At 41.8% G+C, this 16,458-nt stretch carries 13 protein-coding genes; 10 read left to right on the top strand and 3 right to left on the bottom strand.

The genetic code is table 11. The features are described 5' to 3' along the window. Positions 1 to 25: 25 nt before the first annotated feature. On the bottom strand, positions 26 to 2,161 hold the full coding sequence (gene dinG / locus C5471_RS01200; RefSeq protein ID WP_133815061.1) for an ATP-dependent DNA helicase DinG: 2,136 nt from the start codon (positions 2,159 to 2,161) through the stop codon (positions 26 to 28). Between the two features lie 288 nt (positions 2,162 to 2,449). Between dinG and C5471_RS01195 the strand changes: the two genes are divergently transcribed. The 5 genes from C5471_RS01195 to C5471_RS01175 all read left to right on the top strand — a co-directional run bounded on the left by C5471_RS01195 (position 2,450) and on the right by C5471_RS01175 (position 8,031). Then, the gene (locus C5471_RS01195) at positions 2,450 to 2,611 is read left to right on the top strand and encodes a hypothetical protein (RefSeq protein WP_165577108.1); all 162 of its coding nucleotides are present in this window, start codon (positions 2,450 to 2,452) and stop codon (positions 2,609 to 2,611) included. 45 nt (positions 2,612 to 2,656) lie between these two features. Further along, positions 2,657 to 3,493 (top strand): 3-mercaptopyruvate sulfurtransferase, encoded by an 837-nt coding sequence (gene sseA / locus C5471_RS01190; RefSeq protein WP_133815062.1) that lies wholly within the window; start codon positions 2,657 to 2,659, stop codon positions 3,491 to 3,493. Between the two features lie 332 nt (positions 3,494 to 3,825). Then, positions 3,826 to 4,935 (top strand): lipase family protein, encoded by a 1,110-nt coding sequence (locus C5471_RS01185; RefSeq protein WP_133815063.1) that lies wholly within the window; start codon positions 3,826 to 3,828, stop codon positions 4,933 to 4,935. Between the two features lie 444 nt (positions 4,936 to 5,379). Beyond that, complete coding sequence (locus C5471_RS01180) at positions 5,380 to 6,498, top strand: lipase family protein (protein WP_133815064.1); 1,119 nt, start codon at positions 5,380 to 5,382, stop codon at positions 6,496 to 6,498. Between the two features lie 420 nt (positions 6,499 to 6,918). Further along, the gene (locus C5471_RS01175; protein WP_133815065.1) at positions 6,919 to 8,031 is read left to right on the top strand and encodes a lipase family protein; all 1,113 of its coding nucleotides are present in this window, start codon (positions 6,919 to 6,921) and stop codon (positions 8,029 to 8,031) included. A gap of 91 nt (positions 8,032 to 8,122) precedes the next feature. On the opposite strand, the gene dusC is transcribed toward C5471_RS01175, so the two are convergent. Beyond that, positions 8,123 to 9,055: a tRNA dihydrouridine(16) synthase DusC gene (dusC, locus tag C5471_RS01170; RefSeq protein ID WP_133815066.1), complete on the bottom strand. Its 933-nt coding sequence runs from the start codon at positions 9,053 to 9,055 to the stop codon at positions 8,123 to 8,125. A 3-nt stretch (positions 9,056 to 9,058) separates the two neighbouring features. After that, positions 9,059 to 10,354, bottom strand: a complete 1,296-nt coding sequence (rhlE, locus tag C5471_RS01165; RefSeq protein WP_133815067.1) for an ATP-dependent RNA helicase RhlE — start codon at positions 10,352 to 10,354, stop codon at positions 9,059 to 9,061. A gap of 305 nt (positions 10,355 to 10,659) precedes the next feature. On the opposite strand from rhlE, the gene C5471_RS01160 reads away from it, so the two are divergent. The 5 genes from C5471_RS01160 to C5471_RS01140 are packed head-to-tail and all read left to right on the top strand — an operon-like array spanning position 10,660 to position 16,377. After that, entirely contained in the window at positions 10,660 to 11,346 is a 687-nt protein-coding gene (locus C5471_RS01160) for a transcriptional regulator (protein ID WP_166295549.1), read from the top strand. Positions 11,347 to 11,362: 16 nt separating this feature from the next. After that, the gene (hlyD, locus tag C5471_RS01155) at positions 11,363 to 12,355 is read left to right on the top strand and encodes a secretion protein HlyD (protein WP_133815069.1); all 993 of its coding nucleotides are present in this window, start codon (positions 11,363 to 11,365) and stop codon (positions 12,353 to 12,355) included. 9 nt (positions 12,356 to 12,364) lie between these two features. Beyond that, positions 12,365 to 14,101, top strand: coding sequence for an ATP-binding cassette domain-containing protein (locus C5471_RS01150; RefSeq protein WP_133815070.1), 1,737 nt, complete (start codon positions 12,365 to 12,367; stop codon positions 14,099 to 14,101). Then, positions 14,098 to 15,258, top strand: a complete 1,161-nt coding sequence (locus tag C5471_RS01145) for an ABC transporter permease (RefSeq protein ID WP_133815071.1) — start codon at positions 14,098 to 14,100, stop codon at positions 15,256 to 15,258. The genes C5471_RS01150 and C5471_RS01145 overlap by 4 nt, the downstream gene beginning before the upstream one ends. A 12-nt stretch (positions 15,259 to 15,270) precedes the next feature. Next, positions 15,271 to 16,377 (top strand): ABC transporter permease, encoded by a 1,107-nt coding sequence (locus C5471_RS01140; RefSeq protein WP_133815072.1) that lies wholly within the window; start codon positions 15,271 to 15,273, stop codon positions 16,375 to 16,377. Positions 16,378 to 16,458: the final 81 nt, after the last annotated feature.

Below are 16,458 nucleotides of genomic sequence, written 5' to 3'. Positions count from 1 at the left end.
ATAAATTACAGTTTTTAGTGGTAAGTTATTTATCCTTTTTCATTTGTCTAATCTCCGCGTCTGAAAGAATTTCCGGCTGCTCAATAGGGAAAACCGGCAGTGCCTTCAACAACCTCGCACCATATCTTTTGCTCAATAAACGCCGGTCATAAATAACCACATCACCATAACACTCATGACTACGGATAAGTCTTCCTACTTGCTGAATAAGACTGAAAGAAGCACTTGGCAAGCTCTGTACTTCAAAAGGATAGCGTTTGAGTGATTTCAACCACTCGCTTTCAGTGATAATTACCGGATTATTGACTGGGGGGAAAGAGATTTTATGAATATGAACCTGGGACAAATAATCCCCCTTTAAATCCAGCCCCTCAGCAAAAGATTGTAATCCAATCAGTACGCTGCATTGCCCTTCATTTATACGCTGACAATGTGTTTCGACTAACCGATAACGTGGCTGATCACCCTGTACCAGCAACATCAGGCGTAAATCCGTCACATAAGAGAGGAAGATATCCATCGCCCTTTGGCTACTGAACAAAATCAACATGCCTTTATGTTGCTGACTCAGCAATTGTGTCCTGAAATAACGCGCCATTTCCGCCAAATGCGCGGTTTCATTATCAAGTGTCGGCTCCAATGACATTTTGGGAATGACCAGTCTCCCCTGACTCACATGATCAAAAGGTGATGACAGCGTCACAAAACGGTCAGCCATTGTTTCAGTTAACCCGGTTAATTCCTGAATACGGGAAAAACTGTTCAGGGAACGAAGCGTTGCCGATGTCACAACCACATGGGGAACATTACGCCACAGCAGCTGATTGAGCTGCTCACTGACTCTGATACCGGCACAATGGAAGTAGAGGTGTGACTGATTTCTTTCATAACGGCGTCTCAGCCATTTTGACACCGGCGCATTGGATGACTCTTCCAGCGCAGCCAAGCGCCACAGTTTAGTCATATTTTCGAAATATCCCAGTGTGCGGCTGGTATGCAAAATAGACCGATGCAACCGGACAATATCCTGTTTAGCCGTTTGCTCAGTCAGATCATTTAGTATCGCTTCTGCTAATCCTCGTAAACCATCGGTCAGTTTAAACAGTTGCTGGCAGCAAAGTCGCAAGTTATCCGGTAGTTTCCCCATCTCAAACAGGTATTGATCTACTTCATTATTTTCAGGTAAAAGTGCCTGCGCGATAGTGGCAAGCTCTTTAAAGCATCCCCGTAGTTTTTCACTGTGTTCATTGAGACGACTGGCATTAGCCAGACGTGGTGGCTTTGCCGGGTGGAATTGCACTAGATATTGCTCAACATGACGGATAAAAGTATCTAGCTGACCATTTAGCTGAAACAGGGTGATTTCCCCTTCAACTTCCAGAGAATCCCTGGCGACATCCGGTATATGATGTCCTTCATCAAGTACCAATAACAAATTTTTAGCATCAGGGAGTACCGATTCACTCTCTAATGCCGCTATCACTAACGCATGATTAGCGACCACCACATCTGCATTTTCGATCTCACGGCGAGCGACAAAAAACGGGCAGCGATGATAATACTGACAGTTACGGCCCAGGCAATTCGCTTTATCTGTGCTAACTTTCGTCCACAAAGTATCGGATAAAGCCAATTTATGGTGATCACGCAATCCATCCCAAGCAAACGTTGTGTAATCACTGCGCAACCGGCGACAAAGTTCCCTTTCTTCGCTACTGGCAAGTTCTGTTTTGTCCTCAACCAAAAGCATTAAATCTATCTGTTCACCGTCGGTTGCACAGATGGCTTCGAGATTACGTGGGCAAACATAACGACCACGCCCAAAAGCACCGGTAAATTTCAGGTCAGGAATGATTTTGCGCAACAGAGGAAGATCTTTACTGTAAATCTGATCCTGTAAAGCGACATTAGCGGTACTGACGACCAGTGGCTTACTTTCCGCCCGGCTGATCGCAATGCCAGGGAGCAGATAAGAAAGGGTTTTACCGATGCCGGTCGGCGCTTCAATAACCAAATGGCGCCCTTCCTGATCAGCGAGCGTTTTTGCAACTTCAGCAATCATCTGCCTCTGTGGAGTGCGGGGAATAAAGCCATTGATATGCTGAGGTAATGCCTTATACCACTGGCTTATCTGATTTTTTATTGAACTGGAAAGTGCCATTGAACTCTGCTGCCATAAAACCGGAGCGCCATTGTCCCACAGAGCAAGAACGAAATCAGCTGTATATCGAGAAACAAAATCAAATTGATAATTTAATCCCAATTTCTGTCAATTATGATGCCAATAAAAACTTAGCGAAAAACTTTATCAGTAATAACAGTAAGCTAATTCCATTTACTTAATCAGTTCAAAGAATTATTCATTACCCGTAAAGTAAATCGGTTATTGCCTTGTCAGCTATTCAGAACCCTATATACTGCCTATTTTCTATGGCAGTTGAGAACAAAAATGAAAAAACTACTTATCACTTTCATCGCGCTCTTTGCATTCGGTTCAATCGGTGGCGTATTCTTGGCGGGTCTTAATATGTATACCCGCTCAACCACACCGATAGAATCACCCGCCAGTCAACAGCAAGAGACAACCATAGCGCCGGTACAGCAACAATAACGGGGCGCAACACTATTTATACTTTTGTATCAAGTGAGGGATCCCATGAATAATGCATACTTTGTCAGTCCACAATGGCTACAAGATCATCTTGATGATGAAAACCTCGTCATCCTTGATGCGACGGCACCGCCGCCACCTCAGCAAATTGATTGTCATCAGCTTTGGCTGAATACACATATTCCCGGTGCCCAATTTTTTGATTTGGATAAAATTGCCAATCATCAAAGTGGGCTACCCCATATGCTGCCAGATCCGCAAACTTTCAGTCAGGCTGTTGGTGAAATGGGGATCAGCGAAAATCATTTAGTCGTGATTTATGACCAGGGAAATATGTTCTCCGCTCCCCGCGCATGGTGGACATTCAAGGTATTCGGCAGCCGTAATGTCCGTATTCTTGCTGGCGGTTTACAAGGCTGGCAACAGGCAGGATTTCCGACAGAATCAGGTGAAGTAACATGTAATTCTCAGGTTTTTAATACCAATTTCAATGCCGAAAAAGTTAAATCACTGAAACAAATTCTGGATTCGTTAAATGATCCACAAGCTGAGATTATTGATGCCAGAGCAATGGACCGTTTTCAGGCAAAAGCACCAGAGCCCCGCCCTGGGTTAAGAATGGGCCATATTCCCGGCAGTAAAAACGTTCCATGGACTATGTTAGTAGAGAATGGCCACTTTAAATCAGAAACTGAAATTGCAGATATCTTCCTTAAACAAGGTATTGATTTAAACAAACCGGTTATTGCCAGTTGTGGCTCTGGTATGACAGCCGCTGTTTTAATATTGGGTTTAGATATCATCGGCAAAAAAGAGACTTATTTATATGATGGCTCATGGGCTGAATGGGGCGCAGATGATACCCTGCCACTTGAGCAGTAATTAAATACCCAAGGGCATATTTACCCTATGCCCTTCAATAAATAAATTAATATATTTTTTGGAAACCACAAAAATCTAAAATATAATTTCCTTATCGTTACACCCCACAATTCCGCTTATCCAATTTGCTTTTAATTTATTAATCAACACTCTTTTTTATCAGACAAATTGATATAAAATAATACAACGCATATATTTGACAAATTTAAATATTATTATTAATTTAAAATTCAACTCTGAATTTATCTAAACAGAAAATTAAAAGGGTTGAATATTGATACTTTAATCAGAGTATCATATCAGAATCTATATAATAAAAATGGAGAGTAAAAATGACTATTTCTCTTAGAGACCAAAAAATAAATCTCGCACTCAGCTTTATCAGTGGTGCAGGCAGTATAATAACAGAAAAATCTGAACCAGCTATCGTTTCGGAAAATATTAAAGAATCATTGGAAAAAAGTAAAGTTACCGCCAACAGATTCTCTCTCGTTTGGGGGCCGGCGGTTTTCCGGGTTAATAATGGGAAAAACTCTACAGATAACAAAGATGATCATGTTTTATTTATCGTGCGAAATCGCAGATTCCCTTATGACTATCGAATCGTTATCCGGGGATCATGGTCTGATGTTAACTGGCAGGTTGAAAACTTTGCGGTGCATGAAACAGTAAATTGGTCACTCTGGGATCCTAATATTCCTGAAGAATTCAAAGACGCTAAGATTTCTTATGGAACACACTTAGCATTAGATTATATTGTTAATCAAGCAAAAAGTAACAATACACCCGGCTATGGAGAATCACTCATTGATGCCATTGATAAAATTGCCCTGGAAAAAGGAATACATAATATTACCATCACCGGACACAGTTTGGGAGGTGCATTGGCTTCTACTCTTGGCGTATATTTAAAACGATTATATATTAATAAGGAAAAAAGGAATATTCGTATTAATGTTTGTGCTTTTGCCAGCCCAATTATCAGTAATGGTACTTTTGCATCTTACATTGAATCTGTTTTTAACCGCATATCAACAACGAATTATAAGAGTCACTTTTTAAGGATCCATAACCGTAAGGATATTATTTCCTTAATTTGGCACCTAGACGGATTAGAAAAGATACCAACTATCTATGAACCATTAATTAAAATAGATGAGAAGTTAATTAATAAATTTAATAAGATCGTCCTGATTGTGAAAGATAAAGGTTACACAAAACTCACGCCAGATCTACCGTTTACAGCACCGATTTTAGAATCATCACCAGATTTAAATCATCAGGTCATCTTTCAACATATTAAAGCATATGCATATAAATACGGCATGAATCTGGTTGAAGTGAATGACGGCACTCAACCACCTATTGATGATATTGTCGTTATTAACAGTAATCTATCTCAAGATATTGTCGCCTACTTCTTGCTGATACCACTTCCTTAAGATAACACTAATAATAGTGTATAATTTGGTTATATTAGATCTGTGTTTTACTTAACAACAATGGAGCCTTTATTAAAGGCTCCATTAATTAAAATAATCGTCACTTAAATATATAAATAAAATTGTTATTATTCACATATCATTAAAACACTATTAATTCATTATCATTTATTTCTTTAATAATCTATAATAATATTTACGTATAATTATTCAATATATAACTCTTATAGTTTGTTTTTAATTTCACAATAAATAATTCACATTTCGACCAAACAAAATAATATAAGAAAATTCCATGTACCTATTTGACAGATTTAAAAGTTATTATTAACTTTAAGTTTAATCCTGTTTTTTATCTGAATGGAAAACTAAAAGAATTAAATCTTAAATTTTAAACTGATAGCTCGAATTAACACTTATCATATGAAAAAATAGGGAGTGAAAATGTCTATTTCTCGTGAAGATCAAAAGTTAAATCTCGCACTGAGCTTTATTATTAATTCTGGAGGGATAAAAACACCAAAACCAGAGCCGGGTATCGTTTCAGCAAATATTCAAAAATCATTGGAGAGCAGTCAAGCTACAGCAAATAAATTTTCTATTGTTTGGGGACCAGCAGTGTTTCGTGTTGACAGTGCTGATAAAGAAAAAAGTGCTATAGATAAAAAGGATGATCACGTTTTATTCATTGTACAAAGTCTCCATGATCAAAATGACTATCGCGTTGTCATTCGGGGATCATGGTCTGATATTAACTGGATTAATGAAGACCTAATTGTCTGTAAAACTAAAGACTGGTCAAAATGGGATCCAAAAGCGCCTGAAAATGCTAAGATTGCTTACGGAACAAATTTAGCATTAGATTATATTATCAACCAAATAAAAAGCAACACTCCTCCAGGTTATGGAGAATCGTTAACTGACGCCATCGATAAAATTGCTCTGAAAGAAGGGATACAAAATATTACCATCACAGGACACAGTTTAGGAGGCATACTAGCTTCTACCCTTGGTTTATATCTAAAAAGACAGTACCTTGATAAAGGAAACGATAATATTCGCATTAATGTTTGTGCCTTTGCCGGCCCAACTGCTGGTAATGATATTTTCGCCTCCTATTCCGAATCTGTTTTTAATGCAGCACTATCGACTGGTTATGAAAGTGATTTTATAAGGATTCATAATAGTATAGATGTCGTTCCCCTGGCTTGGTATATCAATGGGTTGGAGAAAGTTAAAGCTATCTATCCGATATTAACAGCAGCAGTTAATGCTCTTATCCTTCTTGTCCAAGATAAAAAATACACCCAAATTTTCCCAGATTTACCTTTTCATTCAGAAATTCCGACGATACCGATAAAGTCCCTAGAAGATTTATTTATTAACATAGGAAATCAACATATTCACGCATATCACAGAGAATATAGAATGAGTTTCATTGTCACTAATGATAGCACTAACCCACCCACTGACTACGATATTGTGGTGATTAACGATAGTTTATCTCAAAGTATTATTGACCTTTTTTCATTTTTAACTAAAGGTAAAATCAACATAAAATAATTTTATCTTATCATGTATATCTTGATAATTTATCCGCAATGGGACCTTATATTATAGGTTCCATTAATTGCAATAAATAACGCCAATTCATTATCACTCACCTTTGTAGATATCCCTATAAACTATTTTATATAGATAATATTACAACCCTGTTTTCCATATTATCCTTCTTAAGGACGAATATAACATTACAAAAACATAACATAATTTTTATCAATTATTTTAAAATTCATAACAGATAATTTATTTTGTTAAATAAAATAACATTAAAAAATTATATACTCCCATCCGACAGATTTAGAGATTATTATTAACTTTAATTCTGTTTTTATTTGAATGAAATACCAAAAGCATTGGTTATTGATGTTTAAGTTGAAACATCAGATCAATATTTATCATATTAAAAATTTGGAAGTAAAAATGACGATTTCTCTTGAAGATCAAAAAATAAATCTTGCGTTAGGATTTATTTGTAGCTCTGGAAGTATAATAACGAACAATCCAGAACCGGTTATCGTTTCAGAAAATATTAAAAAATCGTTAGAAAGCAGCAAAGCAACAGCAAATAAGTTTTCCATCGTTTGGGGGCCTGCTGTTTTTCGCGCTGACAGTTTGGATTTTGATAAAAAGAAAAGTGTTATAGATAAAAAAGATGACCACGTTTTATTTATTGTAAAAAATCTCACAACTCCAAACGACTATCGAATCGTTATTCGTGGATCCTGGTCTGATGTTAACTGGTGTATTGAGAACCTAAAAGTAGGTATAACCGAAAACTGGTCAATTTGGGACTCCAAAGCCCCGGAAGGAGCTAAAATTTCCAAGGGAACACACATTGCGTTAGACTATGTTATTAACCAAATAAAAAGCAATAACATTCCTGGCTATGGAGAATCACTGATTGATGCAATTGATAAAATTGCTCTGGAAGAGGGGATCCAAAATATTACACTTACAGGACACAGTTTAGGTGGTTTACTGGCTTCTACTATTGGCCTGTATTTAAAGAGACGGTACATTGATAAAGGAAATAATAATATTCGTATTCACGTTTCCTCGTTTGCTGCCCCAACTGCCGGTAACGATATTTTTGCATCCTACTCGGAATCTATTTTTAACGGGGCCTCAATATCTAGCTATGAAAGCAATTTTTTAAGGATCCATAATCGTAAGGATATCGTTACCCTAGCCTGGCATACAAAAGGGTTAGAAGAAATTAAGTCTCTCTACCCAATATTTTTCTTGCTAATTGATAGTCTTATTTCACAAGTAAAGGATAAAAATTACACCCAACTTAGCCCAGATTTACCTTTTACTCCACCTGCTTTAAACCCTTCTCCAGGATTTATTGAACAACTCGTATTTCAACATATTGAGGCATATGCCAAAGAGTATGGTATGAGTTTCATTGCAGTTAATGACGGTGCTAATCCACCGACTGATTATGACATTGTGGTGATTAATGATGGCCTGTATCGTAATATGAATAATCTTTTTTCATTTATAGTCCAAAGTAGCGAAGACACTAAATAACTTGCACTGTATCGCATCTTCATCCGATTAAGTAAAAATGGAACCTTTAATTAAAGGTTCCATTCGTCAATAAGCTGTTTTTAATCACTGATTACACTAAAGAAATCGCATATGCAATATCAGCAGACGTTCTCAGCCGCCTTATTTCTTCAAAAAGCACTATCGCTTCCTGATACTCTTTCCGTAAATAACCGAGCCACTGTTTAATGCGGGCAACATGGTATTGTCCGGTATCACCCTGCTTTTCCAACCGGATATATTTTTGCAATAATTGAACCACTTCCCGCCAGGCCATTTTTGGTTCGTTATATTTCACAACTCGACTCAAATTGGGAACATTAAGCGCACCCCGGCCAATCATGACAGCATCACAACCGGTCACATTCATACAATTCCGCGCACTTTGCCAATCCCAAATCTCACCATTGGCAATCACCGGAATAGCAAGGCGCTGACGAATTTCACCAATCGCTTGCCAGTTAATGCGTTCCGCTTTATAACCATCCTCTTTGGTTCGCCCATGAATAGTGATTTCCGTTGCGCCCGCCTGTTGTACTGCATCAGCAATTTCGCATTGCCGATCACCACTATCCCAACCCAGGCGAACCTTAACCGTCACAGGCAAATGAGAAGGCACCGCTTCACGCATCGCTTTTGCTCCCTGATAAATCAGTTCAGGATCTTTTAGCAACGTTGCTCCGCCGCCACTGCCATTGACCGTTTTTGATGGACAACCACAATTCAAATCGACGCCATAAGACCCTAATTCAACGGCTCGTGCTGCATTTTCTGCCAACCATTGCGGATATTGGCCCAAGAGTTGAACCCGTACCAAAGTGCCGGACGGTGTCCGGCTTTGGTTACGTAATTCAGGACAAAGCTTATAAAACGATTTTACCGGCAATAGGCTATCGACAACCCGCAAGAACTCCGTAATGCACAAATCATATTCATTGATTTCACTCAGAAGCTCTCTGACCAACGAATCCAGCACCCCCTCCATCGGAGCCAGCAAAACCCGCATTAACTAACCTCTGGCACTAGACGCTTTATTTGATGCATCCGCATGATTACGGCTGCGCTGACGCGAAGGTGCTCCAGAACGGCGATGGCTATTTTTCTGCCGATTATCGCCACGCCCCTGCCCCTGACGACCATTCTGAATAGGTTCAGCCTTGATGGTTGGATCGGGTTCATATCCGGGGATCGCCATACGGGGAATCTCCCGTTTCAACAGACGTTCAATATCTTTCAGCAACTTGTGCTCATCAACACAGACCAGAGAAAGTGCCTGCCCTGTCGCATCTGCCCGACCGGTACGACCAATACGGTGGACATAATCCTCAGAGACATTAGGCAATTCAAAATTCACGACATGAGGCAATTGATCAATGTCCAAACCACGGGCAGCAATATCTGTCGCGACCAGCACCCTGATGCAGCCATCTTTGAAATCAGCCAGCGCACGGGTTCTGGCACCCTGGCTTTTGTTGCCATGAATGGCCGAGGCGGTTACGCCATCCTTATTCAACTGTTCTGCCAGACGATTTGCCCCGTGTTTGGTACGGGTAAAGACCAAAACCTGTTGCCAGTTACGGCTGCCGATCAGGAAAGAAAGCAGCTCACCTTTACGTTTTTTATCGACAAAATGGACAAATTGTTCAATCTGTTCAGACGCGGAGTTACGGCGTGCAACCTCGACACTGACAGGCTCATGCAATAATTTATTGGCTAAATTTTTGATATCGTCAGAGAAGGTGGCAGAAAACAGCAAATTTTGCCGTTTCGGAGGCAACTTATTCAGTACGCGGCGGATATCATGAATAAAGCCCATGTCCAGCATACGGTCGGCTTCATCCAATACCAGAATTTCCACCCGCGATAAATCAACCGCATTCTGGTGTTCAAGATCCAGTAAACGCCCCGGTGTCGCGACCAAAATATCAACACCACCACGCAATTTCATCATCTGAGGGTTAATACTGACACCACCAAAAACCACCAGCGAACGAAGTCTGAGGTGTTTGCTGTAGTCACGTACACTTTCACCAACCTGAGCAGCCAATTCACGGGTTGGTGTCAGGACCAACGCTCTGACCAGCCTGCGCCCTTTCATCTGAACAGGGGAGTCATTAAGCCGTTGCAGCATGGGTAAAGTAAAACCTGCGGTTTTACCTGTGCCTGTCTGAGCGCTCGCCAATAAATCTTTACCTGCTAATACAACAGGGATCGCCTGCTGTTGAATTGGCGTTGGCGCTGAATAACCTTGTTCTTCAATGGCACGCAAAATATCAGCACTTAAGCCAAGTGATTCAAAACTCATAAATAAGAAATACTCCAGACTTCACCATTCCTGAAACTACATTCAGGGGCAGTTTTATGGGAAGAAAATCAGACGCGGTAAATACCACAAAAGGAAAAAACACAAACTGCAATGCTCCATATCTTAGCTATTATACCAGATATACTTTCTGATAATGCAACTAAAATGACAGGTATTTGCCCCGTAGTTTTCATGATCCATGACATTTTTATGCAATTTACATTGATTTACTATAAGTATAGAGTTAGCCATTTGATTGATATTTTGTTTAAGTCTTTTGATTATTTCCAATAGGATTCATGTCCATGTCAGTCAACAACATCCAAACCTCTAGAGGCGGGCAAGCCAAACAACAGCTACTCGAAGCCGCTCTTGAAATTTTCGGTGAATCAGGATTAACCGGCGCGACAACCCGAGAAATCGCATTACGCGCTCAACAGAACATTGCTGCCATAGCTTACTATTTTGGCTCTAAGGAGGGGCTTTATCAGGCAGTTGCCCAATATATTACTGATACAATCAAGACTGAATTTACTCATCTTTTTAAAGAAATTGATGATTTTTTTTCATCATCAGTACCTGACTCCCCAGACAATATATTGCGGATGATTCATGACGGATTTCTCGGCGTTAACCGCCTGATGATTGAAAAAGAGAGCATTAATATCAGCCGGATAATGGCCAGAGAACAACTCGCACCCACTGATGCTTATACCCTCATCCATGAGCAGGCACTGGCACCGCTCCACAACAGATTAAATAAACTGATCGCCTGCTATATCGACGCTGATGAACGTCAACTTTCTACTATGCTCCATACACACGCTTTGATGGGTGAAATTATCTCTTTCCGCATGGCACGGGAAACCTTATTACGTCAGACAGGCTGGAATAATATCGGGCCAGAAGAATATAAATTAATTGATCAGATCCTCATCCAGCATATCGATTTATTACTGAATGGACTGAAAAAACATAACTCAAATAAATAAAAGAACAAGGAATATCATGTACAACAAGAAACTCGCCCTCGCAATATTGGTCGTTGCTGTTATTCTTGGCGCAATTTTGGGAAGTTACTATTATCAAGATAAAAATGATAAAACGCTGACCCTCTACGGCAACGTAGATATACGCACTGTCAATCTTAGCTTCCGGGTTGGCGGTAAACTTGCCAGCCTGCAAGTTGATGAAGGTGATGTTATCAATGCTAATCAGGTGATCGGCCAGCTGGACAATGCGCCATTTATTAACGCGCTCCATAAAGCGAAAGCCACACGCGATAGCGCTAAAGCACGCCTGGCTATGATGGAAGAGGGTTATCGCACAGAAGAAGTTGCCCAAGTACGTTCAGAAGTGACACAACGTGAAGCCGCCTGGCATTTTGCTGACAGTTTCTTCAAACGCCAGCAAGGTTTGTGGCAAAGTAAAATGATTTCGGCCAACGAGCTGGACAATGCCAAAACTAACCGCAATCAAGCGCTGGCTGCTTTACAAGCGGCAAAAGATAAACTGAACCAGTTCGAAACCGGTTACCGAAAAGAAGAAATTGCAGAAGCCAAAGGCCAACTTGCTCAAGCCGAAGCGGCTGTTGCTCAGTCTGAACTGGACTTACAAGATACTCACCTGGCTTCCCCCTCATCCGGAACTATCCTGACCCGCGCCATTGAACCGGGCACCATGCTGGCAGCAGGCAATACCGTGTTTACGCTTTCGCTGACCCATCCCGTTTGGGTAAGAGCCTATATCAGTGAAAGCCATCTTGGACAAGCAACACCAGGACGTGAAATTTTACTCTACACTGACAGCCGTAAAGATCAGCCCTATCACGGTAAAATTGGCTTTATTTCACCAACAGCCGAATTTACACCAAAGAATGTAGAGACACCGGATCTGCGCACCGATTTGGTCTATCGGTTACGCATTATCGTTACTGACCCGGATGATTCCCTGCGTCAAGGTATGCCGGTTACCCTGCATTTTTCTGATTCAGACGCATAAGGGGCTGTGATGAACAGCTCTGCATATACGATAAGGTTAGAAAAAGTAGAGAAGACTTTTCCTGGCCTGAGTAATCCTGCGGTATCCAGCTTGACCGCAGAGATCTACGGTGGCTCTGTTACTGGGCTTGTGGGGCCGGATGGGGCAGGAAAAACCACGCTGATACGCATGTTGGCGGGTTTACTGAAACCAGATAGTGGTTCTATTGAAATCATGGGGCTTGATCCGATTAAACATGGTGTACAAGTCCGCTTTGAACTGGGCTATATGCCCCAGAAATTTGGCCTGTATGAAGATTTGACGGTTTTAGAAAACCTGAATCTGTATGCGGATTTGCGCGGTGTATTGGGTGATGAACGTAAAAAAACCTATGAGCAATTACTCACTTTTACTGACCTGACCCATTTTACCGGACGACTGGCGGGCAAGCTTTCAGGCGGCATGAAGCAAAAACTGGGGCTGGCCTGTACTCTGCTCGGCAAGCCCAAAGTGCTGCTACTGGACGAACCCGGAGTTGGCGTTGACCCGATAGCCCGCCGCGAACTCTGGCGGATGGTTCACGAGCTGGCAGATGATGGCATGCTGATCCTCTGGAGTACTTCCTATCTGGATGAAGCTGAACGGTGCCGCGAGGTCCTGTTACTCAACCAGGGAAAGTTGCTTTATAGCGGGCAACCACAGAAACTGACCCAAACGATGTCCGGACGTTCTTTCCTGCTTGGTGCCAAACAGAATTCCCGCAGAAAAACGCTGCAACGCGCCCTGACTTTGCCACAGGTGACCGATGGCGTGATTCAGGGAAAATATGTTCGGCTTATTCTTAAACCTGATGTCTCGCCGCAAGAGCTGCTTAATCAGCTTGCACTGCCTGATGCTGAAATCATTAAAGCGGCCCCTCGCTTTGAAGATGCTTTTATTGATTTACTTGGCGGTGATCCTGCCCGCCACTCGGAACTGGCAGAAATCATGCCACAGATTGCAGCTAACCCTACAGAAACGGTGATTGAAGCACAGGATTTAACCAAGAAATTTGGTGATTTTGCGGCCACTGATCATGTTGATTTTCAGGTGAAACGCGGAGAAATTTTTGGCCTGCTAGGCCCGAACGGAGCTGGTAAATCCACGACGTTCAAAATGATGTGCGGACTCATGGTGCCGACTGGGGGTAAAGCGCTGGTATTGGGGATGGATTTGAAGACCAGTTCCGGCAAAGCCCGTCAGCATCTGGGTTATATGGCGCAAAAATTTTCACTGTACGGTAACTTGACAGTTGAACAGAACCTGAAATTCTTTTCAGGCATTTATGGCCTGCAAGGGCGCAAACAAAAAGCGAAAATTGACGGGATGGTCGAAGCCTTCAATCTCAAATCTGTTTTACGTCAGACAACCGACGAATTGCCATTGGGATATAAACAACGCCTTGCTCTTTCCTGCTCACTGATGCATGAACCGGATATTCTGTTTCTGGACGAACCGACTTCGGGTGTCGATCCGCAAATACGACGTGAATTCTGGTTACATATCAATGGCATGGTAGATAAAGGCGTCACCGTTATGGTGACCACCCACTTTATGGATGAAGCAGAATATTGTGACCGGATAGGGCTGGTATTTCGCGGTAAACTGATTGCTGCCGGCACACCGGACGATTTGAAACAGTTGGTCGCTACCGATGAAAACCCTGATCCATCGATGGAACAGGCATTTATTGATTTGGTCGTTAATTACGATGAGGAGCCGCAATGAGCAATCCAAAGCAACATGCTCCACAAAAGGCTGTCCACTTCTCCTGGTGGCGACTGAAAGCACTTTGTATCAAAGAGACAAAACAGATCTTACGTGATCCCACCAGCGGGTTAATTTCTATTGTCATTCCACTGATTCTGCTGTTTATTTTCGGATATGGCATTAATCTCGATTCCAGCACCGTCCGCATTGGTATTCTGGCGGAGCAACAAAGTGAAGATGCCCGCGAGTTAATACAGGCTTTTGCCGGTTCGCCCTATATTGAGCCTAAAATCAGCGATAACCGTCAGCAATTAATTAATATGATGCAATCAGGCGAAATACGTGGGCTGATTGTCATTCCTGTAAATTTCGATGCTCAACTTGCCCGCTCTGATGGTAAAGCGCAAATTCAAGTCATTACTGACGGCAGTGAACCGAATACCGCAAGCTTTGTGCAAAGTTATGCCAAAGGAGTATGGCAGATTTGGTTGCAACAAAGGGGGCAGGATCAGGGAAACTCGGCTAATCCATTAATTGATATGCAAGTCCGTTACTGGTTCAATCCGGCAACCATCAGCCAGCATTTCATCATTCCTGGCGCAATAACCATTATCATCACCGTCGTTGGGGCAATCCTGACATCATTGGTTGTTGCTCGCGAATGGGAGCGCGGTACGATGGAAGCTCTACTTTCCACCCAAATTACCCGCACCGAATTACTGCTTTCCAAGCTTTTGCCCTATCAAGTGCTTGGATCGCTCGCCATGACGCTCTGTATGCTGGTGGCTGTATTTGTGCTGGATGTCCCCTATCGAGGCTCGCTATGGATATTGTCTGCGATCACCAGTCTCTACCTGGCTACGGCCCTTGGTATCGGGCTGTTAATCTCCACAGTGACACGCAACCAATTTAATGCGGCAATGATAGCGTTGAATGTCGCCTTTCTGCCTGCAATTATGCTTTCCGGCTTTATTTTTGAAATAAACAGTATGCCTGCGTTTATTCAGGCAGTGACCTATTTCATTCCTGCCCGTTATTTTGTCAGTAGTCTACACACGCTCTTTCTGGCTGGAAATATCGGTACGGTATTGATGGTAAACCTGTTACTGCTGATTGCTTCCGCGATTTTGTTTATTGGTCTGACGGCATGGAAAACCCCACGGCGCCTGGATTAAGAAGGAATTACCATGTTTTATCGTCTTTACACACTGATTATTAAAGAATTACAGTCTCTGCTCAGAGATCCACAGACACGGGCCATATTGGTTATGCCGGTTATCTTTCAAATGATCCTATTTCCACTATCAGCAACGCTTGATGTCACTAACGCTACTATTGCTATTTTTGATGAGGACAAAGGCCAAGCTTCTATCGAGCTGACGCAACGGCTGGCAAAATCAAAAGCATTTCCTGACGTGATATTGTTGACCCATTCACAAGAAATACAACCAATAATCGATCACCAAAAAGCCTTACTGCTGGTTCGTTTCCCACAAGATTTCAGTGCTAAAATTGCCAGCCGTGATCCCGTTTCTCTTCAAGTACTGCTGGATGGCCGTAATTCTAACAGTGCTCAAATTGCTGCCGGCTATATCCAGGAAATTGTCCTGAACTATCAACAAGAGCTCATGGGTAATATACCGAAAGCCAATAACAGTGAATTAGTGATCCGCAACTGGTATAACCCCAATCTGGATTATAAATGGTTTGTCGTGCCTTCTCTGGTTGCACTGATTACCACGGTTGGGATATTAACGGTCACTGCATTGTCAATTGCCCGGGAAAGAGAGCAAGGAACGCTGGACCAGTTACTGGTTTCACCCATGACCACCTGGCAGATCTTCATTGGCAAAGCGGTTCCTGCTGTAGTCGTGGCTACTTTTCAGGCAACTTTAGTACTGGCTATTGGTATCTTTTGCTATCAAATCCCATTTTCCGGCTCACTACCGCTGTTCTATTTATCCATGTTGATATACAGCTTATCGCTGGTGGGATTTGGCTTGTTAATCTCTTCTCTTTGTTACACTCAGCAACAGGCGTTTATTGGCGTATTTGTCTTTATTATGCCCGCCATCTTAATCTCCGGTTATATTTCTCCGGTTGAAAATATGCCTGGATGGTTACAAGATCTCACCTGGGTTAATCCTATCTGGCATTTTAATGACATAACCAAGCAGATTTATCTCAAAGATGCCGATTTCGCTGTTATCTGGAGAAGCCTGTGGCCCCTTCTGGCAATCACTGTTACAACCGGTAATCTTGCCTATTGGTTGTTCCGGCGGAAAATTGCCTGATGTGATAATACACATGTATAAACTTATATGAAAAGTCGTTATATCCAGAAAGAAAAAATGTGTATAATATCGGCAATACGA

This window comes from Photorhabdus tasmaniensis, from assembly GCF_011189505.1.
Lineage (GTDB): Bacteria > Pseudomonadota > Gammaproteobacteria > Enterobacterales > Enterobacteriaceae > Photorhabdus > Photorhabdus tasmaniensis.
Note: the sequence above shows the minus strand (reverse complement) of the source record. Positions and strands in the feature narration are given on the sequence as shown.